Origin of the sequence: Amycolatopsis nigrescens CSC17Ta-90, assembly GCF_000384315.1 — a bacterium.
Taxonomy (GTDB): Bacteria; Actinomycetota; Actinomycetes; order Mycobacteriales; family Pseudonocardiaceae; genus Amycolatopsis; species Amycolatopsis nigrescens.
Genome location: NZ_ARVW01000001.1, coordinates 938782 through 965490, shown reverse-complemented (window position 1 = coordinate 965490; position 26709 = coordinate 938782). Strand labels below are relative to the sequence as shown.

Annotated in this window: 26 protein-coding genes; 6 read left to right on the top strand and 20 right to left on the bottom strand. The window is 70.6% G+C overall.

What is annotated here, in order from left to right; genetic code table 11:
• Positions 1–14: 14 nt before the first annotated feature.
• Positions 15–1103, bottom strand: a complete 1089-nt coding sequence (locus AMYNI_RS43585) for a hypothetical protein (protein WP_020666778.1) — start codon at positions 1101–1103, stop codon at positions 15–17.
• A 71-nt stretch (positions 1104–1174) separates the two neighbouring features.
• A complete protein-coding gene (locus tag AMYNI_RS0104460) occupies positions 1175–2068 on the bottom strand; it encodes an arginase family protein (RefSeq protein ID WP_020666777.1) in 894 nt (297 codons plus the stop codon).
• Between the two features lie 89 nt (positions 2069–2157).
• Here AMYNI_RS0104460 and AMYNI_RS0104455 point away from each other — a divergent pair, with 89 nt between their 5' ends.
• Positions 2158–3522 carry a TrpB-like pyridoxal phosphate-dependent enzyme gene (locus AMYNI_RS0104455; RefSeq protein ID WP_020666776.1) on the top strand — a complete coding sequence of 455 codons (1365 nt, stop codon included), beginning with the start codon at positions 2158–2160 and terminating at the stop codon, positions 3520–3522.
• Between the two features lie 92 nt (positions 3523–3614).
• Here AMYNI_RS0104455 and AMYNI_RS0104450 read toward each other — a convergent pair whose 3' ends face one another.
• The 9 genes from AMYNI_RS0104450 to AMYNI_RS0104410 form a co-directional block, all read right to left on the bottom strand.
• Entirely contained in the window at positions 3615–3950 is a 336-nt protein-coding gene (locus tag AMYNI_RS0104450) for a hypothetical protein (RefSeq protein WP_040405510.1), read from the bottom strand.
• A 165-nt stretch (positions 3951–4115) separates the two neighbouring features.
• A complete protein-coding gene (locus AMYNI_RS0104445) occupies positions 4116–5216 on the bottom strand; it encodes an acyl-CoA dehydrogenase family protein (protein ID WP_020666774.1) in 1101 nt (366 codons plus the stop codon).
• The gene (locus AMYNI_RS0104440) at positions 5213–5629 is read right to left on the bottom strand and encodes a RidA family protein (protein ID WP_020666773.1); all 417 of its coding nucleotides are present in this window, start codon (positions 5627–5629) and stop codon (positions 5213–5215) included. Before AMYNI_RS0104440 ends, AMYNI_RS0104445 begins: the two co-directional genes overlap by 4 nt.
• Positions 5614–6441, bottom strand: a complete 828-nt coding sequence (locus AMYNI_RS0104435) for an enoyl-CoA hydratase family protein (protein WP_020666772.1) — start codon at positions 6439–6441, stop codon at positions 5614–5616. The genes AMYNI_RS0104440 and AMYNI_RS0104435 overlap by 16 nt, the downstream gene beginning before the upstream one ends.
• Positions 6438–7130: an SDR family NAD(P)-dependent oxidoreductase gene (locus AMYNI_RS0104430; RefSeq protein WP_026360046.1), complete on the bottom strand. Its 693-nt coding sequence runs from the start codon at positions 7128–7130 to the stop codon at positions 6438–6440. The genes AMYNI_RS0104435 and AMYNI_RS0104430 overlap by 4 nt, the downstream gene beginning before the upstream one ends.
• Before the next feature lie 79 nt (positions 7131–7209).
• Positions 7210–8718: a benzoate-CoA ligase family protein gene (locus tag AMYNI_RS0104425; RefSeq protein WP_020666770.1), complete on the bottom strand. Its 1509-nt coding sequence runs from the start codon at positions 8716–8718 to the stop codon at positions 7210–7212.
• A 73-nt stretch (positions 8719–8791) separates the two neighbouring features.
• A complete protein-coding gene (locus AMYNI_RS0104420; RefSeq protein WP_020666769.1) occupies positions 8792–9550 on the bottom strand; it encodes a creatininase family protein in 759 nt (252 codons plus the stop codon).
• Positions 9547–11616 (bottom strand): oxidoreductase, encoded by a 2070-nt coding sequence (locus AMYNI_RS43580; RefSeq protein WP_020666768.1) that lies wholly within the window; start codon positions 11614–11616, stop codon positions 9547–9549. The genes AMYNI_RS0104420 and AMYNI_RS43580 overlap by 4 nt, the downstream gene beginning before the upstream one ends.
• Positions 11613–12413: an LLM class flavin-dependent oxidoreductase gene (locus AMYNI_RS0104410; protein ID WP_020666767.1), complete on the bottom strand. Its 801-nt coding sequence runs from the start codon at positions 12411–12413 to the stop codon at positions 11613–11615. The genes AMYNI_RS43580 and AMYNI_RS0104410 overlap by 4 nt, the downstream gene beginning before the upstream one ends.
• Before the next feature lie 48 nt (positions 12414–12461).
• Between AMYNI_RS0104410 and AMYNI_RS0104405 the strand changes: the two genes are divergently transcribed.
• Genes AMYNI_RS0104405 through AMYNI_RS0104395 form a run of 3 tightly spaced genes read left to right on the top strand, consistent with a single transcriptional unit; the run spans position 12462 to position 15263 of the window.
• Positions 12462–13280 (top strand): PaaX family transcriptional regulator, encoded by an 819-nt coding sequence (locus tag AMYNI_RS0104405; RefSeq protein ID WP_020666766.1) that lies wholly within the window; start codon positions 12462–12464, stop codon positions 13278–13280.
• Between the two features lie 34 nt (positions 13281–13314).
• A complete protein-coding gene (locus AMYNI_RS0104400; RefSeq protein ID WP_020666765.1) occupies positions 13315–14103 on the top strand; it encodes a tryptophan 2,3-dioxygenase in 789 nt (262 codons plus the stop codon).
• Positions 14100–15263 carry a kynureninase/PvdN C-terminal domain-containing protein gene (locus tag AMYNI_RS0104395; protein ID WP_020666764.1) on the top strand — a complete coding sequence of 388 codons (1164 nt, stop codon included), beginning with the start codon at positions 14100–14102 and terminating at the stop codon, positions 15261–15263. The genes AMYNI_RS0104400 and AMYNI_RS0104395 overlap by 4 nt, the downstream gene beginning before the upstream one ends.
• Here AMYNI_RS0104395 and AMYNI_RS0104390 read toward each other — a convergent pair.
• The 5 genes from AMYNI_RS0104390 to AMYNI_RS0104370 all read right to left on the bottom strand — a co-directional run bounded on the left by AMYNI_RS0104390 (position 15256) and on the right by AMYNI_RS0104370 (position 20533).
• The gene (locus tag AMYNI_RS0104390) at positions 15256–16842 is read right to left on the bottom strand and encodes a PstS family phosphate ABC transporter substrate-binding protein (protein WP_020666763.1); all 1587 of its coding nucleotides are present in this window, start codon (positions 16840–16842) and stop codon (positions 15256–15258) included. The genes AMYNI_RS0104395 and AMYNI_RS0104390 overlap by 8 nt on opposite strands.
• A gap of 173 nt (positions 16843–17015) precedes the next feature.
• A complete protein-coding gene (locus AMYNI_RS0104385) occupies positions 17016–17777 on the bottom strand; it encodes an alpha/beta fold hydrolase (protein ID WP_020666762.1) in 762 nt (253 codons plus the stop codon).
• Between the two features lie 51 nt (positions 17778–17828).
• On the bottom strand, positions 17829–18011 hold the full coding sequence (locus AMYNI_RS0104380) for a DUF397 domain-containing protein (RefSeq protein WP_020666761.1): 183 nt from the start codon (positions 18009–18011) through the stop codon (positions 17829–17831).
• The gene (locus AMYNI_RS0104375; RefSeq protein ID WP_026360045.1) at positions 18008–18853 is read right to left on the bottom strand and encodes a helix-turn-helix domain-containing protein; all 846 of its coding nucleotides are present in this window, start codon (positions 18851–18853) and stop codon (positions 18008–18010) included. Before AMYNI_RS0104375 ends, AMYNI_RS0104380 begins: the two co-directional genes overlap by 4 nt.
• 171 nt (positions 18854–19024) lie before the next feature.
• Positions 19025–20533: an FAD-dependent monooxygenase gene (locus tag AMYNI_RS0104370; protein WP_020666759.1), complete on the bottom strand. Its 1509-nt coding sequence runs from the start codon at positions 20531–20533 to the stop codon at positions 19025–19027.
• A gap of 91 nt (positions 20534–20624) precedes the next feature.
• Between AMYNI_RS0104370 and AMYNI_RS0104365 the strand changes: the two genes are divergently transcribed.
• Positions 20625–21257 carry a TetR/AcrR family transcriptional regulator C-terminal domain-containing protein gene (locus AMYNI_RS0104365; protein WP_020666758.1) on the top strand — a complete coding sequence of 211 codons (633 nt, stop codon included), beginning with the start codon at positions 20625–20627 and terminating at the stop codon, positions 21255–21257.
• A gap of 49 nt (positions 21258–21306) precedes the next feature.
• Here AMYNI_RS0104365 and AMYNI_RS0104360 read toward each other — a convergent pair whose 3' ends face one another.
• Positions 21307–22836 carry an alkaline phosphatase family protein gene (locus AMYNI_RS0104360; RefSeq protein ID WP_020666757.1) on the bottom strand — a complete coding sequence of 510 codons (1530 nt, stop codon included), beginning with the start codon at positions 22834–22836 and terminating at the stop codon, positions 21307–21309.
• 257 nt (positions 22837–23093) lie between these two features.
• Between AMYNI_RS0104360 and AMYNI_RS0104355 the strand changes: the two genes are divergently transcribed.
• Entirely contained in the window at positions 23094–24167 is a 1074-nt protein-coding gene (locus tag AMYNI_RS0104355; RefSeq protein WP_020666756.1) for a Glu/Leu/Phe/Val family dehydrogenase, read from the top strand.
• A gap of 72 nt (positions 24168–24239) precedes the next feature.
• Here AMYNI_RS0104355 and AMYNI_RS0104350 read toward each other — a convergent pair whose 3' ends face one another.
• The 3 genes from AMYNI_RS0104350 to AMYNI_RS0104340 form a co-directional block, all read right to left on the bottom strand.
• Entirely contained in the window at positions 24240–24446 is a 207-nt protein-coding gene (locus AMYNI_RS0104350) for a DUF5302 domain-containing protein (RefSeq protein WP_020666755.1), read from the bottom strand.
• 74 nt (positions 24447–24520) lie between these two features.
• The gene (locus AMYNI_RS0104345) at positions 24521–25507 is read right to left on the bottom strand and encodes a winged helix-turn-helix transcriptional regulator (RefSeq protein WP_020666754.1); all 987 of its coding nucleotides are present in this window, start codon (positions 25505–25507) and stop codon (positions 24521–24523) included.
• 259 nt (positions 25508–25766) lie between these two features.
• Positions 25767–26648 (bottom strand): SGNH/GDSL hydrolase family protein, encoded by an 882-nt coding sequence (locus AMYNI_RS0104340; protein WP_020666753.1) that lies wholly within the window; start codon positions 26646–26648, stop codon positions 25767–25769.
• Positions 26649–26709 lie beyond the last annotated feature (61 nt).

Here is a 26709-nt window from a genome sequence, read left to right as displayed (position 1 = left end):
CCCGACAGTCCGGTTCAGTCCGAGCCCGTCCCTGGCTTCCTGGCCGGCGCCGCCGCGGCGGGACCGCCGAACCTTGGCGTGCTCTGCACGATGGTGTCCTGCGCCCAGCGTTCGCTGAACCCGGCCAGGAAGGCCAGCCCGGCGAAGAACAGGCCGACGTCCTTGCCCGCCTGGTCGGGCAGCTCCAGCGGCACCAGGCCGCCCATCACCAGGATGAACAGCACCGCGCCGAAGACGGCACCGACCACCGGCCGGAACGCCCCGGCCAGCATGGTCACCCCGCGGCTGTGCTCCCAGTCCACGTCCACCTGCTGGCGGCGGGTGACCCGGACCATCACGCTCACCATCGCCCCGATCGCGCCCAGCGCCACGCAGAGCGCGAGCTGCCCGTTCAGGCCCTGCGCCCCGATCCGGTAGGGCAGCGTCAGCAGCGCCGCCACCAGGCCGAAGCCGAACAGCATGCCGGGCACGATCCCGATCAGGTACCAGACCAGCGCAGAGCTTCTGGCGGCGCCGCGGACGAAGGTCTCGATCTTGACCAGCTCCCGCCGCGAGGACTGCACGGCGAGGTCCACCCGCGCCTTCTGCTCCTTGGCGTCCAGCGTGCTCTCCGGCAACGCGTCCAGCAGGCTCAGCAGGTAGGCGCAGAGGGTGTAGATGCTCTGCGCGAGGATCTCCTGGGTCCGCGCGTTGAGCAGCACCGAGGACTGCCTTTCGGTGCGCCGCGCGGCGCGCAGGCAGTCGTCGATCTCGGACCCGGAAATGCTCGCGTCGTAGTACATCTTCGTCTGGTACGTGTGCCCGCGCCGGTCCGGGCGCGGATGGTTGCGCACCAGCACTACGGCCGCTGGCAGCGTGCGGGCGTAGTACTCCTCGACGACGGTGGCCTTCTGCTCCCGCTGGAACCTGGTGCGGACACCGGCGAACTCCGCCCGCCCCGGTTTCCGATGGGCGGCCATCAGGTCGTAGATCGACGGCGATTCCTTGTCGATGTCTTCGGTCTTCTCCGCGGCGGAAGGTGCGGTCACCGATTGCCGGCCGTTCGCGGAGAACGGCTCAGGCCGCGGTTCCGATACCGGATCACCGGTCAGCTCGATGGACATATCCGATAAGTCCCTTCCCCGCCCCGGCCTGATACCACCTCCGGGACACGGTTCGGTCACAGTCCCGCGAGTCAGGCGAAGGCATCGGTGAGAATGCCGGCGACGGTCCTGGCCTGTGCGCCGTCCGGATCGAGATCGGGGTCGAAGACGGTCAGCTCGAGGCCGGCCGCGCCGGGCAGCGCGAGCAGTCCGCGAAGCAGGGCCACCAGGGTTTCCCGGTCCAGGCCCTCCGGATCGGGACTGTCCACAGCGGACACTACGGTCGGGTCGAGCACGTCCACGTCCACGTGCACCCAGAAGCCGTCCAGCACTCCGCGGCCGAGCACCTCGGACGCGGCGGCGAGGCCGGCACCGGCGCCATCGGCCATGATCGACTGGCTGGTCACGGTGCGGATGCCGGCGGCCTTGGTGTGCACCGACTCCACCTCGCGCACGCCGAGCAGCACCACGTCCTCGTCGCGGACGTAGGGCACCAGCCCGTCCAGGTCGACCAGCTCGTCGGCGCCGCGCCCGGTCACCAGCGCCAGGTCTTCCCCGGCGGCGGCACCGACTTCCGGCGCGTTGTCCAGGCTGCGGAAATCGTCGTGTCCGTCCAGGTAGGCCAGGCCGTAGCGGCCGGTCCGGCGCAGCGCGAGCGCGGCACCGAGCAGGATCGAGCAGTCACCGCCGAGCACCACCGGGAACGAGCCAGCCTCCAGGATCCGGTCCAGCCGGTCGGCCAGTTTCCTGGCGTAGGAGGCGATCGCGTCGGCGTTGCGCACGCCGTCGCCCGGCTGCCAGCCGGACAGGTAGCGCGGCGGGGTGACCACCCCGGCGTCCGCGGCGCCGAGCCGGTTCAGCAGCCCGGTGTCGCGCAGCGCGCCGGGTGCCTTGTAGCAGCCGGGAACCGCACCTTCGACCGGCGGGCGGAGGCCGAGGTTGGACGGTGCGTCGAGCAGGACCAGTTCACGAGTTGGGGACCCCATGCCGTGCACCGTATCGGCTGGGGCTGGTCCGTCGACGCCGATGCCTCTAACTTGGACCCGTCGATCACCTCGATCACCCAGGAGGCGCCATGACTGGCACCGGCGGAGCCCGCACGAAGTACCTCCTTGACGAGTCGGAGATGCCGACTACCTGGTACAACGTCATTCCCGACCTTCCGGAAGCGCCACCGCCGCCGCTGCACCCCGGCACCAGAGAGCCGATCGGCCCGGACGATCTGGCGCCGCTGTTCCCGCAGGCGCTGATCGCCCAGGAGGTCACCGGTGACCGGTACGTGGACATCCCGGGTGAGGTGCTCGACGTCTACCGGCTCTGGCGGCCGTCCCCGCTGTACCGCGCCCGCCGGCTGGAGAAGGCGCTCGGCACCCCGGCTCGGATCTACTACAAGTACGAAGGGGTCAGCCCGGTCGGCTCGCACAAGCCCAACACCGCCGTACCGCAGGCTTTCTACAACGCGGAGGAGGGCGTCACCAGGCTGACCACCGAGACCGGCGCCGGTCAGTGGGGCAGCGCGCTCGCCTTCGCCTGCGCGACCTTCGGCCTCGAATGCGAGGTGTGGCAGGTACGGGCGTCGTACGACCAGAAGCCGTACCGCAAGCTGATGATGGAGACCTTCGGCGCGACCGTGCATCCGAGTCCGTCGGAGCTGACCGACTCGGGTCGCGCGGTGCTGACCGTCGACCCCGGCTCCACCGGCAGCCTCGGCATCGCGATCAGCGAGGCGGTGGAGATGGCCGCGGCCGACCCGGAGGCGCGGTACGCGCTGGGCAGCGTGCTGAACCACGTGCTGCTGCACCAGACGATCATCGGCGAAGAGGCGCTGAAGCAGTTCGAGCTGGCCGGGGACACCCCGGACGTGGTGGTCGGCTGCACCGGCGGCGGCTCGAACTTCGGCGGGCTGGTCTTCCCGTTCCTGCGGGAAAAACTGGCCGGCCGGATGTCACCGGTGCTCCGCGCCGTGGAGCCGGCCGCCTGCCCGTCGCTGACCAGGGGCCGCTACGCCTACGACTTCGGTGACACCGCGGGGCTGACGCCGCTGCTGAAGATGCACACCCTCGGCCACGACTTCATCCCGGACCCGATCCACGCCGGTGGCCTGCGCTATCACGGGATGTCGCCGCTGCTGTCGCACATCTACGAGCTGGGCCTGATCGAAGCCGAGGCCGTGCAGCAGAAGGAATGCTTCGCCGCGGGTGTGCGCTTCGCCAGGACCGAGGGCATCATCCCGGCGCCGGAGCCCACCCACGCGCTGGCCGCGTGCATCCAGGAAGCCCTGCGCTGCAAGGAAAGTGGCGAGGAAAAGGTGATACTGACCGCGCTCTGCGGGCACGCGCACCTGGATCTGCCCGCTTATGACGCCTATTTGTCGGGGAAAATGTCGGACAACGAACTGCCCGACGCCGCGCTCGCCGCCTCCCTCGGCGCGCTGCCCTGACCCCGGCCCCGGGCCGCAGTGAAGGCCACCTTGCCTGCGTTCAACGCAGCGAAGGTGGCCTTCACTGCGTTGAACGCCAGGGAAATCGAAGATCAGGTTTCGTTGACGTGGTAGCCCACGACTCCGGCCGTATTAAGCAGTCCGCCATGACATTCGGCGACCGATGGGCCGAAACCGTAGGGTACCCAGCTTCCGCGCGAGTACCAGTAAGTGCCGCCGGTCGAGCAGTGCGCGATCACCTGGTACATCTCGTAGGGGCCGAAGGAGTAATCGCAGGTCACCGCTATTCCCTGGCCGAAAAGAAGGCCATATCGGTCAGCGAAGCAGCCGGGTGGCGGTGAGTCGGATTCCGCCGCGGAGGCCGGCGCGGCGGCAATGCAGAGCAGGGAAAGAATACCGAACAGCAAACCGGCTGCTTTCCTTCGCATAACTACTCCTCAGCTACGAGAATGTGACAGCTCCGAGGGTAGGGATACGTTCGAATTACCGGCAATTCATCGGACAAGTGACCCGAAACAGCAAACCGTCACCACGGCTGCTCCATGTGGGCTAGCCCACCGCCCCGAGGTGATGACGGGCGGAGATCGGAACCGCTATTTCCGGAACAACGCCCGCGAGATGATCTCCCGCTGAATTTCCGAAGCGCCTTCGTAGATCCTCGGGGCACGGACGTCACGGTACAGATGTTCCAGCGGATGTCCCCGCTCCAGCGCCCGCGCGCCGTGCACCTGCACTGCGACGTCCACCGCCACCTGCGCCGTTTCGGTGGCGAACAGCTTCGCCATCGCCGCCGTGGCGGCCACGTCCGCCGACCCGGCGTCATAGGCCGCGGCGGCGTCGTGCACCAGCAGCCTGGCGGCCCGGAGCCGGGTCGCCACGTCCGCGAGCTGGTGCGACACCGCCTGGAACTCCCGCAGCGGCTTGCCGAACGCCTTCCGTCGCGACACGTGGTCCACCGCCAGGTCCAGCGCGGCCTGGCCCATGCCAACGGCGAACGCGCCGACACTCGGCCGGAACAGGTTCAGCGTGCCCATCGCGACCGCCATCCCGCGGTCCGGCTCGCCGAGCAGGTGCGATCCCGCCACGAACACCCCGTCGAACCGCAGCCTGCCGATCGGATGCGGGGCGAGCAGGTGCAGCCGTTCCCCGGACAGCCCGGGGGAGTCGCCGGGGACGCAGAACGCGCTGATGCCGCGGGCCCCGGCGCCCGGCGTGGTCCGCGCGAACACCGAGTAGACCTCCGCGTCCGGCGCATTGGAGATGTAGACCTTCTCCCCGGTGAGCCGGAACCCGGTGCCGTCCGGTTCGGCGGACAGGGTCAGCGAGGCCACGTCCGAACCCGCGTCCGGCTCGGTGAGCGCGAACCCGGCCGCGGCCTCGCCGGCGGCCACTCGCGGGATCCACTCGTTCGCCACCTCGGGCCGTCCGGCGGAGAGGATCGGGTACGCGCCGAGCCCTTGCAGCGCCAGTGCGGTCTCCGCCTCGGTGCAGCGCCGGGCCAGCCCTTCGCGCAGCACGCACAGCTCCGTCGCGGACACCGGTAGATAGCCGTCCTGGCCGCGCCGGAACAGCCTCCCGAGCAGGCCACGGGTAGCCAGCGCGGCCAGCATCGGCCGGTTGATCCCACCGTTCTCACCCGCCAGGCCGGTCAGCTCGTCGGCGATCTTCGCGATCTCGCTGATATCGCCGTTCATGCCGGGATCACCGCGGTGCCGACCAGCTCGATCTTCGCCTCCGCGTCGAACAGCTCCGCGACCCCGAGCAGCGCGATCGCCGGATAGTGCCGGCCGAAATGCTTGCGGTACAACGGTCCCAGCTCCTTGAGCGCGTCGCGGTAGGCGGGCACGTCGGTGACGTAGAGCAGCAGCGACACCAGGTGCTCCGGTCGCCCGCCGGCCGCGCGCAGGGCGCTGACCACGTTGCCGGCGGCCACGTCGAACTGCTCGGACATGCTCGTCCCGCGGATCGCGCCGTCCGGTCCCTGCGCGGTCTGCCCGCCCAGGTACACCGTGGTGCCCGGCGCGGGCACCACGGCGTGCGCGAAACCCACCGGCTCGGCCAGTTCCGGCGCCACCACGATCCGGTGCGGGGTCATCGGCCGGTCCATTGCGGACTCCGTCCTGCCGACCAGGCGGCGTAGAACTCGTGGTGGTCTTCGCAGGTCATCAGCAGTGCCTGGGTCATCGCCTCCAGCTCGATCGCCGAACCGAGGTCCATGTCCTGCTCGCGGGTCAGCAGCACCTTGGTGGTGGCGTAGGCCAGCGCGGGCCCGTCCGCGAGCCGCCGGGCCAACGCGACGGCGGCCGCGGGCAGCTCCTCGTCCGGCAGCACCCTGGTCGCCAGCCCGATCCGCTCGGCCTGCTCGGCGTCCACCTTGTCGCCGAGGATCAGCAGTTCGGTGGCGCGGCCGAGGCCGACCAGGCGGGGCAGCAGATAGGCCGAGCCCATGTCCGCGCCGGCAAGGCCGACCTTGGTGAACAGGAAGGCGAACTTCGCCGAACGCGCCAGCAGGCGGAAGTCGCTGGCCAGCGCGATCACCGAACCGGCACCGGCGGCCACCCCGTTCACCGCCGCGATCACCGGCAGCGGACACTCGCGCAGCGCCCGCACCACCGCGCCGGTCATCCTGGTGAACTCGAGCAGTTTCGCGCCCTGCATGGTCTGCAGCTCACCGATGATCTCCTCGACGTCCCCGCCGGAGCAGAAACCGCGGCCCTCGCCGGTCAGCACCAGCACCCGGACGTCCCCGCGGTGCGGCAGCTCACCGAGCAGGTCGCGCAGGTCCGCGTAGGCCTCGAAGGTGAGCGCGTTGAGCTTCTCCGGCCGGTTCAGCGTCACCGTCGCCACGCCGTCGGCGATCGAAAGGTCGAAGTGCGCCCAGTCCCCGGTGAAGCCGGGCGAAGCGCGGAACGGGCTCATAGCTGGATTCCTCCTCCATCGAGGACGATGGTCTGTCCGTTGATCGCGGCCGCCTCCTCGGCGGCGAGGAACGCCACCGCGAAGGCCACTTCTTCCGGTTCGAGCAGCCGGCCCAGCGGGGCCGCCGCGGCGAGGGCGGCCTCGGCGTCGGCCTCACCGCGGCCGGTGCGCTCGGCGATCCGCCGGATCGAACGCTCGGTCATCGCGGTCCGCACGAAGGCGGGGCAGACCGCGTTCGCGGTCACCCCGGTGCCGGCCAGCTCGGCCGCGACCGCCCGCATCAGGCCGACGGCGGCGTGCTTGGACGCGGTGTAGCCGGTGGTGTAGCGGTAGCCGACGTGCCCGGCGGTGGAGGCCACGGTCACCACCCGGCCGCGGTCGCGCTCCCGCATCCCGGGCACCACCGCGCGGGTGCACAGGAACGCGCCGGTCGCGTTGACCTGCCACTGCTCCCGCCAGTCGGTCAGCGTGCTGCGCGCCAGCGGGGCGCTGGCCGACACCCCGGCGTTGTTCACCAGCACGTCCACCGGCCCGGTCCGGTCGAAGAACTCCCGCACCGAGTCCTCGTCGGTGACGTCGCAGTCCGCGCGCCCGACCGCGAGCACCCGGTCGCCGGCCGCCTCGAAACGCGCCGCCACCGCCGCCCCGATCCCTTTCGTCCCGCCCGTCACCACCACCGTCCTCATCACCCGCGCCCCCACTGGCAAATAGCCGGCTTTTCGCCGTCCGGCCAAAGGGCAAATAGTCGGCTATTTGCCGGTTCGGGGGTCATGACCGCTCCCGCAGCGCGCGGCGGTCGAGTTTGCCGTTGGCGGTGCGGGGCAGGGACGGCACGAAACGGAAGTCACGCGGGCATTTGTGCCCGGCGAGCCGCTCCTTCGCGTACTCCCGCAGCGCGTCCGCGGTGACCTCCGCGTCCGGCACGGTCACCACGAAGGCGCGGGCCCTGGTCAGGCCATCGGACTCGTAGCCGAGCACCGCGCACTCGAGCACCTCCGGATGGCCGATCAGGCAGTGCTCGATCTCGGCGGGGGAGACGAAGATGCCGCCGACCTTGAGCAGGTCGTCCGCCCGGCCGCGGTGGGAGAAGTAGCCCTCGGCGTCCCGGCTGAACAGGTCGCCGCTGCGCAGGGTGTCGCCCTGGAAGGTGCGCGCGGACTTCTCCTCGTCGCCCCGGTACTCCAGCGCGATGGTCGGCCCGGTGACCTCCAGGGTGCCGATCTCGCCGTCCTCCAGCGGTTCGCCCGCCTCGCCGAGCACCCGCGCGGAGTAGCCGGGCACGACCTGGCCGAGGGTGCCGTGACGCGGCCGGCCGGGACGGTTGGAAAGGTAGATGTGGTACGCCTCGGACGAGCCGATCCCGTCGATCACCTCCACCCCGAAAGCCTTGTCCCACTTGCGATGCAGCTCCTCCGGCAGTGCCTCGCCGGCCGAGGTGCACAACCGCAGCGAGCTCAGGTCCGCGGTCGCGGCGGCCGGGTGCGCGAGCATCGCGCTCATCATGGTGGGCACGTTCACCAGCACGGTCGGCCGGTGCCGCTCGATCAGCTCGAAGATCAATTCGGCGGTGCTGCGCTGGGGGAAGGCGATGCCGGAGCCGCCGACGCCGAAGGGGAACATCGCGGCCAGGTCCCTGGCGTAGCCGAAGAAGAGCTTCGGCACCGCGAGCACCCGGTCGTCCTGGCGCAGGCCGAGCACTTCGACCGCGTAGTGCCGGAAACTGGCCAGCGGGCTGCGCGCCGGGTGCACGCAGGCCTTCGGCGAGCCGGTGCTGCCGGTGGTGAACTTCCAGATCGCCACGTCCTCCTCCCGCACCGGCGCCGGGGCCAGTTCGGCGGACGCCAGGTCCACGAGTGTCCGGAATGGACGCTCATGGGGCAGCACCTCCTCCGCCGGGACGCCGGCGACCAGTAGGTCCCGTCCGCCCGCGGCGCGCAGCGGAGCCAGCGTGACCTGGTCGGCGACCACCAGCTTCGCGCCGGTGTAGGACAGGTAGTAGGCGTAGTCCTTGGGCTGCAGGAAGGTGTACACCTCGGCGGTGACCGCGCCGAGCTTCTGCGCGGCGTACCAGGTGGCGACGAACTCGGCCCCGTCGCTGAGCGCCAGCAGCACCAGGTCACCGGCCCGCACCCCGAGCTCGTGCAGCACGTTGCCGGTCCGGTTGGTCAGCTCCGCCAGTTCCGCGTAGCTGTACGAACGGTCTTCGCAGATCAGCGCGGTGCGGTCGGCGCGCCCTTCGGCCAGGTTGCGGTCCAGGAAGAACGAGGTCAGGTTCATATCGCCTCCTGTGCGGTAAACCCGCAGGTCAGCGGTCGTGAGTGAAAAGTGTTGCCGGGGCAACCGAAAGCACTCACGACGCCACGTCCCGAATCGTCTCTATCAACATCTCCGTCAACTTCTCGAAACTGGCTTCCCCTTCTTCAACCGTCGCTTCGGCCGGATCTCCGCAGTAGGCGCGGGTCATGCCCAGTGCGGCGAAGTCGGTCTTCCCGGCGGCCATCGCGGCGGGCAGGTCCACCGGCACCCTGGGCAGCTCCGCCATCAGCTCGGTGTCCACCTGCTCCGGCGCGTCCGCGAGCACCAGCGAGGTCTCGTACCGGCCGGCGTGACACTCGCCGCGGCGGAACTCTTCGGTCAGCCGCTCGGCGTGCCGCCGCCGCACCAGGTCCAGGTGCCCGATCCGGACGCCGTGGGAATCCGCCACGGTCCGCACCACCCGGCGCAGGGTCGCCAGGTGCTCGGGCTCGAAGTGGTTGTTCACCAGCACGATCCGGTCGAGGCCCTGGCCGAGCAGCGCCGCGCACAGCTCGGTGAGCAACGCGTGCAGGGTCTCTTCGCCGATGTGCACCCCGCCGGGGAAGGCGGCCGCGTACCTGGTCACGCCGTAGGGCACCGGCGGCAGGATGAGCACGCGCACCGCCGGGTCGCCTTCCAGCGCTTCCGCGGCGCGACGGCACATCCCGGCCGAGATCAGCGGGTCGGTGCCCAGCGGCGCGTGCGGGCCGTGCGGTTCCACCGCGCCGACCGGCAGCAGCAGCACCGGGGTCCGGCCGTCCGCGCCCAGCGCGGCGACCGCGGGCGAGGTCAGCTCCGCGAAGTAGTGGCTCACAGCTGCTCCAGTTCGCTGTCCGGCAGGTCCAGTACGCACAGGTCGCCGCGGCCGGCGGCGAGCACCGTGTTCACCGCGTCGGTGCTGGTCAGGTAGCCGCCGACCAGGGTGGGCACGGCGGCCTCGCTGCGCACCCGGTCGCTGATCGCGGTGAGGAAGCCGCGCCGGTACTCCGGCCTGCCGTGCGCCACGTTCTGCCCGGCGGTGACGTGGATCAGCGCGGCACCGGCCTCGGCCATCGCGCGGGCCGCTGCGATGCCCTCGTCGAGTTCGAGCCCGCCGGCCGCCCAGTCGGTGACGGTGAGCCGGACGGCCAGCGGGCGCCGCGCCGGCCATTCCTCCCGTACCGCACGCAGCACGTCGAGCGGGAAGCGGAGCCGGTTCGACGGCGAGCCGCCGTAGTGGTCGGTGCGCCGGTTCGCCAGCGGGGAAAGGAAACCGGCGAGCAGCCTGCCGTGCGCGCAGTCCAGCTCCAGCAGGTCGTAGCCGGCTTCGGCGACGGCCCGCGTGGCGGCGACGAACTCGCCGAGCACCCGCGCGAAGTCCTCGTCGTCCATTTCCTTCGGCACCTGCCCGAACGGCCCGTAGGCCAGTGCGGACGCGGCCAGCAGCGGCCAGTCCAGCCCCGGCGGCAGCGGGATGTCCACGCCGTGGGCCGGTGGCCTGGTCGCTCCTCGCCGCCCGGCGTGCCCGAGTCGGGCCCCGGCCAGCGCCCCCGCCGCCCTTGCAGTGTCCACTAAGGACTGATCGGGTGCGGTCGGAGTATTCGGAGTGCCACGGCCCGCGGCGCTGACCGCGATCAGCTCGCCGAGCAGCAACCCGGCGCCGCTGGTGTCGGTACCGCCGTCCCGCACCACCCGGTTCGGCAGTTCGAGGCCGCCGAGCCGGAACGGCGAGAGCATCGGCGGCGGGCCGAACCGGCCGCTCGTGCCAGCGAACCGCGCGTCGGCCACCCGCACGAAGTCCGGGTCGCGCACGGCGAGCCCGGCATGGCTGATCCGGCCGCTGCGGGTGAGCAGGTTGAAGGCGAACTGCGCCGGCGCCAGCCCGGCGTGCCGCCGGACTCGGGTGAAGTAGTCCGCACTGTCCGCGGCCGCCTGCTGGAACCGCTCAAGTACGGGCTGGCGGGTCAGCTCGTAGTCCACCAGCGCTGCCTCGCGCTCGGCCGCGGTGCGGTGCCCGTGCCGGACGAACGCGTTGGCCAGCGCGATCGAGTCCTCCATCGCCAGCTTGGTGCCCGAACCGATGCTGAAGTGCGCGGTGTGCGCGGCGTCGCCGAGCAGCACCACCCTGCCGTCGTGCCAACTTCGGTTGCGCACCAAGGGAAAGCTGAGCCAGGCCGACTTGTTGGACAGCAGCCGGTGCCCGCCGAGCTCCTCGGCGAACAGTCCGGAGCAGAACTCGATGCTCTCCTCCTCGCTCATCGAGTCCAGCCCGGCCGAGCGCCAGACCGGCTCCGGGCACTCGACGATGAAGGTGCTGCGGTTCTCGTCGTAGGGATAGCCGTGCACCTGCACCATGCCGTGCGGGGTCTGCTTGAAGATGAACCGGAACGCGTCGAAGACCAGGTCGGTGCCGAACCAGATGTACTTGCAGCCCAAGGGCTCCACCGTGGTGCCGAACAGCGGGGCCCGGCCGCGCCGGACGGCGCTGTTCGCCCCGTCCGCGGCCACCAGCAGGTCGCCGGCCAGCTCGTCTCCATCGGTCACCTCTTCGCCGAAACGCAGCGTCACGCCGAGTTCCGTGCAGCGGCGCTGCAGGATGTTCAGCAGCTGCTTGCGGGCGATCGCGGAGAACGCGTGCCCGCGCGTGCGGATCAGGTGGCCGCGGTAGGAGATGTCGATGGCGTCCCAGCGGGCGAAGGTGTCGGTGATCTCCAGGTAGGTCGGGTAGTCGGCGTCCCGCAGCGCGCCGAGGGTCTCCTCGGAGAACACCACGCCCCAGCCGAAGGTGGCGTCCGGTGCGTTGCGCTCGATGATCGTGACCTCGTGCCCGGGATCCGCCTTTTTCAGCAGTATCCCCAAATAGAGCCCGGATGGCCCGGCCCCGAGAATGCTCACTTTCATCCCAGCACCTCGGCCAGCCGTTCGACCTCGTCCGGATCGGCGACGGTGGGCAGCAGGATCAGCTCGTCGCAGCCCTCGGCCCGGTAGCCGCGCACGAAGTCCTTGATCGCCCTGGCCGTGGTCAGGTTGGCCGCGGCGATGTTCTCCGCGAACGGCCCGGTGAACGCGTAGTAGTCGCGCAGGTAGTCGGTGCCCCGGTCGGGGTCGCCGAGCGCGAAGTAGCCCTGGCCCCACAACCGCGGGCGGCCTGGGCGGCCGAAGTCCCGCCAGGCCGCGTTCGCCTTCGCCGCCGCCGACGCGAACGCCCTCGGCGGGCCGCCGCCGTGCGCGTATCCGTCGGCATACCTGGCCATCCGCGCGAAGGCCGGTCCGCTGCCGCCGCCCACCAGCAGCTCCACGTCGTGGTCCTCGGTGCGCAGCCGGGCCAACTGCTCGGACAGCAGCCTGCCGCGTGCGCCGTAGGAGATCCCAGCTTCGGTGTAGTCGTCCTGCCGGGCGCCGACGGCGAGGCCGAGGGTGAGCCTGCCGCTGGAGAGGGTCTGCACGGATTCGGCCTGCTTCGCCAGCATCGCGGCGCCCCGCAGCGGCCCGATCGCGATCATGGTGGCGAGCCGGATCCGGGTGGTCACCGCGGCCGCGGCGGACAGCGCGGCGAACGGGTCCACACTGTCGTAGACCAGCCGGTCGAGCACCCCGAGGGTGCTGAACGGGCCCTGCTCCGCGCGCTTGGCCCAGTCGACGAGCACCGCGCCACTCGCCCCCGGAGTGGTGTTGGGCAAACCGATTCCGACCTTCACCCAAGTTAAGCTACACCTGAGCTGGCTGGAGTGTATAGAGTTGACGGCATGACCAACCGGTTCGAGCCCGCCCCGCAGGAACTGGTGCTCACCTTGCTCGGTGCCTACGTCCGGCCGAGGGAAAGCGCGCTGGTGTGGTCCGGCGGGCTGGTCGAACTGCTCGCCGGTCAGGGATTCTCCGCCGGCGCGGCCAGGATCGCACTGGCCAGGCTGGTCCGCCGGGACCTGCTGGAGCCCAGCAAGAAGGGGCGGCTGGTGTACTACCGGCTCACCCCGCGCGCGATCGCGGTGCTGGAGGACGGCGACCGGCGGATCTTCACCCTCGGCCAGGGCAGGCGCCCGGCCGGGCAGTGGACGGTGCTCTGGCACAGCATCCCGGAGACCCGGCGCAAGGCAAGGGAAAAGCTGGTGCGGCGGTTGCGGTTCCTCGGTTTCGGCTCGGTGCAGGACGGCACCTGGCTGGCCCCGCACGATCGTGAGCAGGAAGTGGTGGCCCTGCTGCGCGAGTTGGAGGTGACCGAGCACGCCGGGCTGATGCTGGGCAGGCCGGCCGCCTCGCTGGACGTGCGGGTGTTCGCGAGCAGGGCATGGGACCTCGACGCGCTGGCGGCGGACTACGCGGAGTTCGCCGCCGAGTTCCGCGGCTACCCGAGGCGGCGCCGCACCCTGCGCGAGCCGGAGGCGTTCTCGGTGCGCACCAGGCTCATCCACCGGTTCCGGCAGTTTCCCGCGCAGGACCCGGAACTGCCGGAGGAGCTGGTGCCCGCGCCGCCGCGCCGGGTCGAGGCGGTCGCGCTCTTCCACGATCTCTACACCGCGCTGGCCGAACCGGCCCAGCGCCACTTCGACGAGGTGACCGGCAAATGAGCACCGACGACGCACTCTTTCCCGCGGAGGAGCCATGAGCACCGAAGATCCCAGCAATGCGGCGTTGACCTACACCTCCTACCTGGCACTGGACGAGGTGCTCGGCGCGCAGCGGCCGCGTTCGGAAGAGCACGACGAGATGCTGTTCATCGTCATCCACCAGGTGTACGAGCTGTGGTTCAAGCAGATCCTGCACGAGCTGGGCCATCTCCGGCAGCGGCTGGAGGCCGGCGACACCGCGCACGCGATCCGCACGCTGCGGCGGGTGCTGACCGTGCTCAAGGTGGTGGTCGCGCAGATCGACGTGCTGGAGACGATGACGCCGAGCCAGTTCGCCGGCTTCCGGGCCAGGCTGGACGCTTCGAGCGGGTTCCAGTCGGCGCAGTTCCGGGTGCTGGAGGCGATGCTCGGCCGCCGGGACGCCGGGGCCTTCGAGCACTACCCGGCGGGGGAGGACCGCGAGCGGATCGTCGCGGCGATGGCAGAGCCTTCGCTGTTCGACTCCTTCGTGCGGTACCTGTCGGTCCGCGGCTATCCGGTGCACACCGGGCGGGACGTCCGGCAGCCCGCCGAGGCTTCGCCCGAGCTGCAAGAGATCCTGCTGCGGGTCTACCAGGACGACGGCGGGGAAGCGGTGATCGCCGAGCACCTGGTGGACCTGGACGAGGGCATGCAGGAATGGCGGTACCGGCACGTGAAAATGGTGCAGCGCACGATCGGCGACAAGACCGGCACCGGCGGCTCGTCCGGCGCGGCCTACCTGCGCACGACCTTGTTCGCGCCGGTCTTCGGTGATCTGTGGGCCGTGCGGAGCGCGCTGTGAACGGGCTGGCGGCGCACTACCGCCGGTTCCGGGTGGCCGAGCGGCTGCTGCTGACCGGGCATTCGCACCAGGCCTGGCCCGATGTCGCGGAAGAGGGCCTGCTGGAGGCTTTCGCGGACGCCGCGTCACAGGTGGACGAGAAATGGACGGCCGCTTTCGCCAAGGCGGACGAGCTGCGGGCCGGGGTGCGGCTGCTGCTCGCGGATCCGGCGGCGGAGATCGCCTTCGGCACCAGCACGCACGAGCTGGTCATCCGCCTGCTGTCCGCTTTGGACCTGGCGGCCAGGCCGCGGCTGGTCACCACGGACGGCGAGTTCCACACCCTGCGCCGCCAGCTCCGCCGGCTCGCCGAGGCGGGCATCGAGCTGGTGCGGGTACCGGCCGAGCCGGTGGACACCCTGGCCGCGCGACTGGCCGCCGAGGCGGACGACCGGACCGCCGCGGTGCTGGTGTCCAGGGTGCTGTTCGAGACGGCCAGGATCGTGCCTGGCCTGGACGAGCTGGCGCTGGCCTGCGCACGGCGGCGAGTGGAGCTGGTGGTGGACGCCTACCACGCGATCGGCGTGACCGAGCTGCCGGTGCCCGCACTGGGGCTGGACTCGGCCTGGGTGCTCGGCGGCGGCTACAAGTACCTGCAGTGGGGCGAGGGCAACTGCTTCCTGCGGCTGCCGCCGCACGCGCTGGAGCTGCGGCCGGTGGTCACCGGCTGGTACGCCGAGTTCGGCACGCTGGCCGAGGACGGCCGCGCGGACCGGGTGCGCTACGCCGCCGGGGCGGACCGCTTCGCCGGCGCGACCTACGACCCGACCAGTCACTACCGGGCGGCCAGGGTGCAGCGCTTCTTCACCGAGCAGGGCCTCACCCCGGCCGTGCTGCGCGAGATCTCCTTGCGGCAGAACGAGTTGCTCGCCCGGCTGTTCGACGACCTCGACCTGCCCGACGAGCTGGTGACCCGCGACCGGTCCGCCCCGCGGTCCGCGTTCGGCGGCTTCCTCGCTCTCCGCTGCCGGGACGCGGGCGGTTTGCAGCGCGCGCTCGCCGAGCGCGGTGTCGCCACCGACAGCCGCGGCCCGTACCTGCGGTTCGGCCCGGCTCCCTACCTGTCCGACGCCCAGCTCGAAGCCGCCATCGCCGCGCTCGCCGAGGTTGCGGTCACATAGGACGGCACAGCACCGGGTTCTCCAGCTCCGAGCAGGACCGGTTGCCGTAGGAGCGCACGATGTCCTTGCCGACCTCGTTGGTGAGGTAGCGCAGGAAGCTGGCGGCCAGCGAATCCGCCTTGGTCTCGCCGTAGGTGTAGGCGAACTCGGTCTCCCAGAACGGGTAGGCCCCGGCGTCGGCGCCCTCCAGATCGGCCTGGTGGCCGCCGATGCGCACCAGCACCAGGTCTTCGCGACCGGTCGCGGCCCCGACCTCGCTGTAGCCGATCGCGCCGGGAGTGCGGGCGACCGTGTCCAGCACGTCGTTGGTGGACACCCGTTCGCAGCGCACGACCCCCGGCTCGGCGCCGGGATCCACCGTCCGGCAGTCGTCGGAGTTGCTGCCCGGTTCCCGCTTGCCGTCCAGGAGCTGCTGCTGGAAGGTCTTTCGGGTGCCCGAGTCGGGCGGGCGGCTGACCAGCCTGACCGGCAGGTCGTTGCCCCGCAGCTGGGCCCAGTTGGTGATCTGCCCGTCGTAGAGCTGCTTGATCTGGTCCAGGGTGAGGTCCCCGACGCCGGTGTCCTTGTTGACGAGGAGGGTGAACAGCGAGAAGGCGATGGGGCGGGGAAGCAGCTGCGGGTACCCGTCGGGCTTGGCCCCGTCGGAGAAGGCCAGGATGTTCGGGCTGCCCGACTCCAGCTTCCGTCCCTCCTGGTTCAGCCTTTCCAGCCCGGTGCCGCTGCCCTGTGCGTCGAGGGTGAAGTGGGCGTCGGGGCAGGTTTTCTGGTAAGACGCGGCGGCGTCCTTCAGCACGGGCGCGAACGCGGTGGACCCGGTGAGGGCGAGCTGGCCGCCGGCGCAGTCCAGCGGAGCGGTGCGGTTGCTGGTGAGGCTGACGGTGAGCTGGGTGAGCACGACCACCACCAGGAAGCCGACCAGTGCGATGGTCCGCCGGGAGATCCCGGTGTGGCTCTTGGTCTCCTGTATCCCGCCCCGGCCGGCACCGCCCTTGATGCCACCGACCACCTGCGGCTCCTCGAACTCCGTCCGGTCGCCGGGCAGGTGGGGATCGCGCTGGAGGACGGTCAGCACCTTGTAGTGCTGGCCGCGGTTCATCGGCGCCTTGGGCAGCAGCACCATGCCGACCGGCGGGTCCGAATCCTCGGCGTTGCGCACGCCAAGGCCCGAACCCTCTTCGAAGGAGCGGCCGAGGTGTTCGTCGCTGAGTTCGGTCACCACCATGCCGGCGACCCGGCGGCCGGGGAACTTGACCTGGATGCCGACCTTGTCCTCGGGGAGCACGGCGTAGTCGCTGGTGTCGATGTTGGTCGCGCCGTTGTTCTCGATGCGCAGCAGGACGAACGAGGGGTCGAACAGTTCCTGCGTGGGTTCGTCGTCCGCCGACCTGCCGTTCTGTTCCTGCAACTGCCGCAGGGCGCCCGCGTACTCCTGGTTGACCACGCCGGCGGCCGTGGTGTCCATCTGCACGCGGTACCCGAGGCGCTTGCGGCCCACCACGGCGAATTCGTACACGAAGGCGAGCAGCGGGACCACGGCGCCGACCACCGCGATAACGATCTCCCAGGGAAAGTTACCCAAAACAGGCCTCCGCCTTGCAGAAAATCACGACAGCACCGACCGGGTCGGCTGCCATCAGGCTACTGAGCGACCGGTCCTATCGTGGGCGGTTTCCTCAGGGACGTAACAACTTTTGGCCTTTTGTTGCCAGACGCTTCGGCGTCAACCATGGCCAGGTGAACAAAAGGGGAATATCAGTTCGCGAGGCGCAGGCGATCCAGTAAAGGGAGCAGGGCGGCCGGGTTTTCGACGTGCGCGTTGTGGCCGAGCGACGGGAGAAGCACCGGCTCCGGCAGAAGGGCGCGAAGGTGCTCGGCGGGGCACATCGGGTCGTGTTCACCCGCGGCGAGCAGCACGGTGGAGTTCGCAGCTTTCGCGGCGGCCAGCAGCCCGGGAAGGTCGGGCGCGCCGACCGCGAACGCACCCGGATCGAGGGCGGTCCGCCAGCCGTCCGGGGTCTGCCTGAGCCCGGCGGCCACTTCGGGCGCGTCCGGGGCCCAAAGGCCGTGCAGCCCGGCGACCTTGAGCCAGCGGTCCGCGGCGGCTTCGCGGGTGTCGAAGGTGCGCGCCGGCTTCGCGGCCAGTTCGGCGGACTTGGCCAGTTCCTCGTCGCTCCACCGGACCTTGATGCCCAGCCCGCAGGCCGCGGTCACCCGCACCCCGAACCAGCCGGCGGCCAGGGTCAGCGCCACCACCCCGCCGAGCGAGTGCCCGAGCACCACCACCGGCCTGCCCGCGGGGACCACTTCGGCGACCGAAGCGGCCATCGAGCCGAAGGAGTATCGAGGCGCGTCCGGCGACCGGCCGTGCCCCGGCAAATCCGGCACCAGCCACTCACCCGGCCAGCGCTCCCGCAGCCCCTCGACGAGCCCGCGCCACACCTCGCCGGTCGCCCCCAGCCCGTGCAGCAACAGCAGCACCGGCTCGCCTTCCCCACCACGCTCCACATACACCATCAGACAATCCTGCCACCTCGTGAGTGAAAACTGTTGCCCGAGCAACACTTTTCACTCACGACCGCTGACCTGGGAAAGGAAGGCCGACCAGGTGTTGTGCGGCAGATTCAGGGTGCCGATCCCGGGGTTCTTGCTGTCCCGCACCCGGACGCAGTCCTTGTCCAGAGCCACCTCGACGCACTCCACTTCTTTGCTGCTGTGGCTGGACTTGCGCCAGGGTGCGGGCGGGTTCATGTCTTGGCCTCCAGCTCTGCGGTGCGCCGGGCGATGAACTGGGCGCTATCCGCCGGGCTCAATGCCGCTTCGACCAGCTTAGGCACGGCCTCCCGGTACGCGTCAACATCCTCGGGCAGGTGGAACAGAGCGCCGGAGACCAGATACTCAAGCTGGACCACGGACTGGCCTTCGTGGTCCTCCAACAGCATGAAGGGGCCGGTCAGCAGGGGCGTCCATCCGGCCGAGTCTGGCAGCACCCGCAGATCTATGTTCGCCCGTTCCCTGCAGGCAGCCAGATATTTCAGCTGGTGCAGCAGCACAGGCGGCCCGCCGATTTCGTGGCGCAGGGCTGCTTCGCCGATTAGGGCCAGCAGTTCCACCGGGGTGGGCTTGGTCAGCACCTCGCGTCTGCCTGCTCGAACTCGAACCCGGCTTTCCGCTTCGGCCGGGGAGAGCCCGCCTGTGGTCATGATGGCCCTGGTATAGCCGCTGGTCTGCAGTAGCCCAGGGACCAGAAGTGGCGCCGCGTAGACGATCCGCCGCGCGCATCGCTCGTACTCTAGGAACGCCATCATCATGAGTTCCCGGTCGGCCAGGCGTAAAGACAGCCATTGTTTGGGGTTGGCGTAGCGAGCCAGTTCTACCAACTGCTCGCGGCGGCGTGGGTCGGCGCCGACGGCGGTGAGCATCGCTGACACGTCTTCCGGCCGGGGAAACCGATCGCCGGTCTCCCAGCGGGAGATCGTGGGAATGCTCGTGCCTATCTTCACGCTCACGTCGCGAAGGCTCTGTCCGGCTGCTTCGCGCGCTGTACGCAGTGCCCTGCCCAGCGCTCTCGCTATCGGGCTGTTGCCGCTCATGCGACGAGATACTAAGGCCCCGACAGCCCAACAAATTTCGCCCGATGAGCTAGTAAAGGCCCTTGTATGCCAAGCCGATTCACTATTGTGCGCACCGAAAGAGGGTTACCACCGCGGTAACTGTCGTGAGTGGAAAGTGTTGTCCGGGCAACACTTTCCACTCACGACGGGTCAGACGCCGAACCAGCCGGTCAGGGCCGCTTCGAGTCGTTTGACCGGCTCGGTGGGGGAGTCGCCGGTGGCGGCGGTCCAGCAGACGTAGCCGTCCGGGCGGACCAGCACCGCGGCGGCGTCGAAGCCGGGGAGCTCCGGCACCGGCACCACGTCCACCCGCCCGGCCCACGGTCGCGCGGCCTCGCCGTACCGCGCCATCGTGGTGAGCAGCACGCCGTGCCCGTGGTGCAGCAACGAGCTGGCCTGGCGGTCCTGCCCGGCCACGCGCAGGTCGACGTCCGGCATCCGGGCGCCGAGCAGTTCGTGGTCCGCGCCGTCGAGCGGGTAGCGAATGTCCAAACCGGACACCATGCCGGACAGATACCTGGTCACCTCCGGCTGTTCCATCAGCTTGGCGAACACCTTGCGCAGCGCGAACGGTCCTGGCCCGTCGTCCATCAGCACGCCCTGCGCCCTGGTGTTCTCCAGCACCCTGGCACCCACCGGATGCCGCTCGTCGTGGTAGCTGTCCAGCAGCCCCGGCGGCGCCCAGCCGGCGATCTCGGCGGCCAGCTTCCAGCCCAGGTTCATCGCGTCCTGCACACCCAGGTTCAGGCCCTGCCCGCCGGCGGGCGCGTGCACGTGCGCGGCGTCGCCGGCCAGCAACACCCTGCCCACCCGATACCGCTCGGCCTGCCGGGAGCCGTTGCCGAACCGGGACGCCCAGCGGACCTCGGAAACCGTGACCTCCTCGTCGTAGGCCACCAGCAGCGCCGCTTCCAACTCGGCCTGCGGCACCGGCGCCCGCGGGTCCTCCGGCTTGCTGTTTTCGCCGCGGTACGCCAGCCGGTACAGCCCGGGCTCGCCCAGCGGGAGCAGCCCGGCGGTGAGCTGCCGGTCGCCGCGCGGCCGGAGCATGTCGCGCATGGACGTCCACCGCTTCGGCACGGCGGCCGGAACCTCGGCCAGCACCACGTCGGCGACCACGCCGTACTCGGTCGCGTCGATACCGGGGAACCCGACGCCGAGCGCCTTGCGCACTGCGCTGCGGCCGCCGTCGCAGCCGGCCAGGTAACCGGCGCGCAGCCGCAGTTCGCCATCCGGCCCTTGCACCGTGGCGACGACTCCGTCCTCGTCCTGCGTGAACCCGGTCAGCTCGTGCCCGCGGCGCACCTCGATTCCGTAGCTGGCCAGCCGTTCCTCCAGCACCTCCTCCACCCTGGCCTGCGGAATGCCCACCTGGTACGGATGACGGGTCCGCCAGCCGTCGTAGACCACCGGCAGCCCGGCGAAATGCCCGTCGCCCACGTTGCCCAGCGACCGGTCCTGCGCCATCGCCAGCAGGCCGCGCTGCTCCAGTACCTCGGCGGTACGCGGCTGCAGGTTGAGCGCCTTGGACTGGTCGGTGCGCTCCGGCAGCCGGTCCAGCACGATCACGCCCGCGCCGGCCAGCGCCAGTTCGCAGGCCAGCATCAGTCCGGTGGGACCCCCGCCCACCACGATCACATCGGTCTCGATCCCCTGCACGAGCCCTCCTTAACGTTGTTAAATGACCCGCTGCCCAGGATGTCCTTAATAGCGTTAAGCTGTCAACCCGGACGAAAAGGAGGACACCGGCATGGCCTTGAACAGGCGGGACATCGCCCGCGCCGGCCTGCGGCTGCTCAACGAGGTCGGGCTGAACGGCCTCACGCTGCGGCTGATCGCGGACGAACTCGGGGTCAAGGCTCCGGCGCTGTACTGGCACATGAAGAACAAGCAGGAACTGCTCGACGAGATGGCCACCCAGATGTACCGGGACGCAGCCCCCCAGCTGACGAGCATCGCCGACGACGCGGACTGGCCGGAGTTCCTCGCCGCCAGGGCGCACGCGCTGCGGCGGATGATGCTCGGCTACCGGGACGGTGCGAAGGTCTTCTCCGGCACCTTCTTCAACGACCCCGAGCTGCCCAACCGGAATGCGCTCGCGCGGCTCATCGCCTCCGGGTTCGAGCCACGCCGGGCGGGCCGCGCGATGTTCACCGTCTACAGCTTCGTCGTCGGCTTCACCATCGAAGAACAGGCCGTCTACCCCGAGCCGGGCAAGCGCGACCCCCGTTACGACGAGGTGCTGGACGGCCTGAGCGAGCACATGGACCCGGCGCTGATGGCGGCGATTGCCGAGGGTGTTTTCGGCGGTGACGGGGAGCAGCGGTTCGCGGACGGGCTGGGCATCGTGCTCACCGGAGTCCGGCACTGGCCGGGGTCGTGACCGGTCCGCGCCACGGCGGGCACGGCCCGGCCACGAGCCCGGTCACCCTTCAGCGGGTGCTGACGCGCGGGGCGTCGACCGCCCAGTACCAGTTGTTGCCGGCCGCGTATAGCCGCCAGGAAACGCGCATTTCGCGCGCACCGGCGGGAATCCGCACCTTCGCGGAGACCGGGGTGGCCAGGATGTCGCCGCCGCGGTTGGCGTCACCGGCATCCGGCCCGTAGGCGAGCACGGGCTGTTCCGGGCCGCCGTCGAAGGACACCGTGAGCGAGCCGCGCTGGGTGCCGTCCTGGCGGTAGTGCGACACGAAGCCGATCTCGGCCTCGCTCTTGCCGTCCACCCCGATCGCGGGGGAGCGCAGGGTCGAGTCGAACTCGCCGCGGGCCGACGGTGAGCCCTTGTCGTCCCACTCGTCCGGGTCGGCCACCGCGAACACGCCGCGGGCCCGCACGTTCGCCTCCCGCTGCTGGCCCGGCGCGGTCCTGGTCCAGAACTCGTCGGTGGTGAACGCCCAGCCCTGCCACTCGGCGGTACCGGCCGGCATGGCCGCGGCGTTGTGCACGGACCAGCCGCCGGGGCCGTCGTGCGTCCAGCCGGGCAGGTCCGCCGGCACCCCGGTCTCGTCCTGACGCGGTTTCAGGGCCGCGCCGTCGAAGACGTCGGCCGGTGCCGCGCCCAGCGGGTAGCCGTCGTAGCCCCAGCTTTCCGCGACGCCGATGCCGAGGTGCCGCAGCACGGTCGGCGCGATGTCCACGATTTTCGGTGCCACCGAAGGCTTTCCGGGCGGTACCGCACCCCCCGCCGCGATCACGAACGTCATCCGCTCCTCGGGGCTGTCGCCGCCGTGGCCGCCGGCCGGGGTGTGCCCGTGGTCGGTGCTCAGCAGCACGAGCCAGTCCTCGTCCTGGTACGACGGCCGCTTCTCGACGGCGGCGAGCAGCCTGCCGATCAGCGCGTCGTCGGTGCGCAGCGAGGCGTCGTACTCGGGTGAATCCGCGCCGTGCTCGTGGCCAGCCTCATCGGTCTGTCCGAAGTAGACGAACGAGGCGTCGGCCTTGTCTGCGGCGAGGTGCTTTTCGGCGTCCACGGCCACCTGCTCGTCGGTCTTCTGGTAGCCGGCGCTGTCCCCGTCGAGCACGAACTTCCGGTCCTGGCCGGTGCGCAGGATCCGGTCGCCGATCGGCTGCCAGTCCACCGCGGCATAGGTGTCCAGCGCGGGCGCGGCCTGCTCGGCCCTGGCCAGCCAGCTCGGGTGGTCGGCCAGCGCGTTGCCGGCGAACGAGTTGTCCTTCACCTTGTGCTTGTCCGGCCACACCCCGGTCAGGATGGTGGACCAGCCGGGGCCGCTGACCGTGGGCGCCATCCCGCTGCCGTAGAGCGCGCTGCGCGCGGCGTAACCGCGCTCGACCAGCTTGTGCACGTTCGGGGTGTCCGCCGCCAGCAGCTTGTCGAACCTGGCCCCGTCGAGACCGATCACCAGCGCCTTCGGGGTCTTCGCCGGTGCCGCCGTCGCTGGCACGCCCGTGCTCAGGCCGAGGACCGTGGTGAGCACGGTCAGCAGGACGATTCCTCTTCGCACGCCGCCTCCTTGGTAACTTGTTCGAACCAATCGGGATGAGCCTAGAAGCGGTGCATGTCCGGCACGCCGTCCAACAGGTGAACGTCCGGTGGCCGAACATCCGTGCCCCCATGGCGTCCGCGCGCGGCGGGCTCTAGGTTCTCCAGTGCGGCGCTGTGGGGAAGGACCTTCCGCGCTCCGCCGCGCCAACCGACAACCGAAACACCGTCTCGCGCGCCACAAGCCCGCGAGCCGGTGGAGACAAAGGAGTCACCACCGTGACCGAAGGGGTATTCGGCCGGGAAACCGGCCATGAGCAGGTCGTCTACTGCCAGGACGCAGCGACCGGCCTGAAAGCGATCATCGGCATCTTCTCCACCGCGCTGGGCCCCGCGCTGGGCGGCACCCGGTTCTACCCGTACGCCTCCGAAAGCGCCGCACTGGACGACGTGCTCGCCCTGTCCAAGGGCATGGCCTACAAGAACGCGCTGGCCGGGCTCGACCTCGGCGGCGGCAAAGCGGTGATCATCGGCGACCCCGCCACCGTCAAGTCCGAAGCGCTGCTGCGCGCCTACGGGCGGTTCGTGCAGTCGTTGGGCGGGCGTTACGTGACCGCCTGCGACGTCGGCACCTACGTGGCCGACATGGACGTGGTCGCCCGCGAAAGCCGGTTCGTCACCGGGCGTTCGCCCGAGGACGGCGGGGCCGGCGACTCCTCGGTGCTCACCGCGTTCGGTGTCTTCCAGGGCATGCGCGCCTCCGCCGAGCACGTCTGGGGCAACCCCGAGCTGGCCGGGCGCCGGGTCGGCGTGTCCGGGGTCGGCAAGGTCGGGCACATCCTGGTCGGGCACCTGGTCGAGGCCGGCGCCGAAGTGGTCATCAGCGACGTCGCACCGGCCGCGATCGAGCGCACCAAAGCGAAGTACCCCGGGGTCGAGGTGGCCGCGAACGCCGGTGCGCTGGTCCGCTCGGAGCTGGACGTCTTCGCGCCCTGCGCGCTAGGCGGGGTGCTCGACGACGAGACCGTCGCCGTGCTGCGGGCCAAGATCGTCTGCGGCGCCGCCAACAACCAGCTCGCCCATCCCGGGGTGGAGAAGCAGCTGGACGACCGCGGCATCCTGTTCGCGCCGGACTACCTGGTCAACGCCGGCGGCGTGATCCAGGTCAGCGACGAGCTGCACGGGTTCGACTTCGCCCGCGCCAAGCGCAAGACCACCGCGCTGTTCGACACCACCAAGTCGGTGTTCGCGCTGGCGAAGGCCGAGGGTGTGCCCCCGGTGACCGCCGCCGACCGGCTCGCCGAGCGGCGCATGGCCGAAATCAGCCGCCTGAGCTCCATCCGCACCCCGTAGCCCACCGGCAAATAGCCGACTTTTCGCCCGCACGCCAGGGGGCAAAAAGTCGGCTATTTGCCGTTCAGGGGGTCAGCCGCTCTTGCGGCGGAACTCGCGCTTCCCGGCGGCCGGGCCGTGCGCGGTGTTGCCGACCTTCGACCCGCGGTCCTCGTGCGACTGGCGCGCCTTGGTCTGCGCCTGCTTGCGTTCGAGTGCCTCGCGGAACTTGCGCTTGACGCCGTCCTCCTGAGCGTCCTCCGGAGCACCGTCCTGCTGCGACGGGGTTTGTTCGGACATACGGACCTCCAGGTGGTGACGGGTGCAGCGACGTTCAGGCTCCAGCCTGTCAGGAGCACCGATCGAAGGCGAGTTCATTTCGCCGGCGGCGAGGTGACGGCGGGCACCCGGACGGACCAGTCCGGGCCGCCCTCGAACCGGACCGCGTTCCGTTCGAGCGGCTTCCCGCAGTGATCGCACAGCAGGACCGGGGCCAGCCGGTGGCCGCAGTCGCGGTGCCGCAGGAACACCCCGGCCTCGCCGGACGGGCAGCGGGTACGCGCGAACTCCACGATGAACGCCAGCGCTGGGAAGAACGCCCGGCCCATCTCGGTGAGCCGGTAGGCGTGCGCGTCGGTCCTGGTGCCCGCGGTCCCGGTGCGCAGCACGCCGACTCGGCGCAGCCGCGCCAGCCGGTCGGACAGCACGCTCGGGCCGATGCCGAGCTCGCGCTGGTACTCGGAGAAATGTTCGGCGCCGAAGAAGGAGCTGACCATCAGCGCGATGGACCAGCGGTCACCGAGCAGCTCCATGGTGGCCGGGAAGAACAGCAGCGGGTCACCGGCCAGCCGGTCCGCGTCCCGGCGGCGGAACCGCCTGCTCGTGCTCGGCATCGGGATGGTGGCCGGCTTGCCCTGCGCCGCGTCCACATCGCGCAGCCGCACGGTGCGCAGGCAGCCGCCGCAGCCCAGCGGGGCGGCCGTCTCGACCCCGCAGTCCAGGTGCGTCAGCGCGGGCAGCTGCTCGCGGCGGCCGGCCACCCATTCCCGCTCCCAGGCCCAGATCGACACCAGCAGCGACCACAGCGGCAGGCCCTGTTCGGTCAGCCGGTATTCGAGCCTGGTCCGGTTGTGGTCGCGGTACGCCACCCGGGTGAGGATTCCGGCGGCCACGGCCTCGTTCAGCCGCCCGGACAGCGCGGTCGGCGAGATGCCGAGGCGCCTCCGCAGCTCTTCGTAGCGGCGGATGTGCAGGAACACGCTCTGCAGGATGAGCAGCGTCCACTGGTCGCCGAGCAGGTCAAGGGCGTGCCGCACCGGTTCGCCGGCGCGAACCCCGCAGGTGGCGAGTGGTTCGGACATGGGACCCCCAGGTTCCAACTGGGGCCCATTTTAGCGCTGGCTACAAAGAACGAACCCTATTGACCCCTGGATACACAAATCGTAGTGTCCTATCGGTCGCCGTGCGCCTACGTGAACTTGACGACCCAGCGGTGAAGCGGCCCGCGCGGCTCCTTCTCTCCCGGGGGGAGAAGGAACCCGGCCGTGACGCCCTGGTCGTCGGGGTCAGTGAGGTGGGCGCGCCACCGGTGCGCCCACCTCGCCGAAACCAGCGCCGACGTTAGCCCGCCGAGACGACCCCGGCCAGGTGCGCGCCGATCCCGGCCATACCGGTGGCGTTCGGATGCAGCGGGGCCGCGATCGAGGTGGGCACCAGGCCCTCGAACCACTTGTCGGCGGGCGCCTGGCAGACGTCGTGTCCCTCGCTCGGCCCCTCGATGTCGACGAACTCGGCGCCGTGCGCGGCGGCCTGCCCGGCCAGCGCGTCGTTCATCCTGCCGATGCTGTCCTGCAGGTAGTTCGCGTCACGGGCCCACAGCGGCACGGCCGGCCAGCAGCCGTCGGGCGGCAGGTAGGTGCCGTAGCCGACCAGGTAGACCTTGGCCTTCGGGGCGCGCTCGCGAACCTGGTCGAGCATCGCGCCCCAGCGCGGGGCGAACTCGGTGATCTGCTCCGCGATCTGGTCGCGGCCGCCCGAGGTGTACCGGTCCGCGCAGGACGTCCCGGCCGGTTCCGGCAGTGCGTTCACGCAGCCCAGCGCCACGCCGACCAGGCCGATGTCGTTGCCGCCGATGGTGATCGTGACGATGTCGGTGTCCGGTCGCAGTGCGTCGAACTGGGGCGCGACCGGGCCGGCGAAGGTGGGCTGCGACTGCTCGAAATGGTCGGTGGTGGCGGACGAACAGGTCACGTCGGTGAGCTCGGCTCCGAGCGCTTCGGCCGCGATGTGTGGATAGTCCACGAGCGAGCGCAGGCAGCCCGGCGAACTCAGGTCCGGCGGCAGCACCAGCGGGCCGGCTGCCGCGGAGTCACCGAGCGCGACATAGCCGATCGGCTCGGCGGTCGCGGCGGTGCTGGTGCCGGTGGTGAAACCCAGGCCCAGCACCGCGCACAGCAGCAGCGGCAGCCCGGACCGGGCCGTGCTCGCGGTTCGACCTCTCACGTGATCCTCCTTGACCGGCGAAGTGGCGGCAGAGCGAAAAGTGCGAAAAAGCTCTGAGTGA

Bases quoted from the DNA above. Each gene is read 5' to 3' on its own strand.
- AMYNI_RS0104345 (WP_020666754.1), bottom strand. From the start codon at position 25,507: ATGTCCGAACCACTCGCCACCTGCGGGGTTCGCGCCGGCGAACCGGTG.
- AMYNI_RS0104365 (WP_020666758.1), top strand. From the start codon at position 20,625: ATGGCCTTGAACAGGCGGGACATCGCCCGCGCCGGCCTGCGGCTGCTC.
- AMYNI_RS0104350 (WP_020666755.1), bottom strand. From the start codon at position 24,446: ATGTCCGAACAAACCCCGTCGCAGCAGGACGGTGCTCCGGAGGACGCT.
- AMYNI_RS0104405 (WP_020666766.1), top strand. From the start codon at position 12,462: ATGACCAACCGGTTCGAGCCCGCCCCGCAGGAACTGGTGCTCACCTTG.
- AMYNI_RS0104435 (WP_020666772.1), bottom strand. From the start codon at position 6,441: ATGAGCCCGTTCCGCGCTTCGCCCGGCTTCACCGGGGACTGGGCGCAC.
- AMYNI_RS0104440 (WP_020666773.1), bottom strand. From the start codon at position 5,629: ATGGACCGGCCGATGACCCCGCACCGGATCGTGGTGGCGCCGGAACTG.
- AMYNI_RS0104375 (WP_026360045.1), bottom strand. From the start codon at position 18,853: ATGAGCGGCAACAGCCCGATAGCGAGAGCGCTGGGCAGGGCACTGCGT.
- AMYNI_RS0104380 (WP_020666761.1), bottom strand. From the start codon at position 18,011: ATGAACCCGCCCGCACCCTGGCGCAAGTCCAGCCACAGCAGCAAAGAA.
- AMYNI_RS0104400 (WP_020666765.1), top strand. From the start codon at position 13,315: ATGAGCACCGAAGATCCCAGCAATGCGGCGTTGACCTACACCTCCTAC.
- AMYNI_RS0104455 (WP_020666776.1), top strand. From the start codon at position 2,158: ATGACTGGCACCGGCGGAGCCCGCACGAAGTACCTCCTTGACGAGTCG.
- AMYNI_RS0104445 (WP_020666774.1), bottom strand. From the start codon at position 5,216: ATGAACGGCGATATCAGCGAGATCGCGAAGATCGCCGACGAGCTGACC.
- AMYNI_RS43585 (WP_020666778.1), bottom strand. From the start codon at position 1,103: ATGTCCATCGAGCTGACCGGTGATCCGGTATCGGAACCGCGGCCTGAG.
- AMYNI_RS0104425 (WP_020666770.1), bottom strand. From the start codon at position 8,718: ATGAACCTGACCTCGTTCTTCCTGGACCGCAACCTGGCCGAAGGGCGC.
- AMYNI_RS0104385 (WP_020666762.1), bottom strand. From the start codon at position 17,777: ATGGTGTATGTGGAGCGTGGTGGGGAAGGCGAGCCGGTGCTGCTGTTG.
- AMYNI_RS43580 (WP_020666768.1), bottom strand. From the start codon at position 11,616: ATGAAAGTGAGCATTCTCGGGGCCGGGCCATCCGGGCTCTATTTGGGG.
- AMYNI_RS0104450 (WP_040405510.1), bottom strand. From the start codon at position 3,950: ATGCGAAGGAAAGCAGCCGGTTTGCTGTTCGGTATTCTTTCCCTGCTC.
- AMYNI_RS0104460 (WP_020666777.1), bottom strand. From the start codon at position 2,068: ATGGGGTCCCCAACTCGTGAACTGGTCCTGCTCGACGCACCGTCCAAC.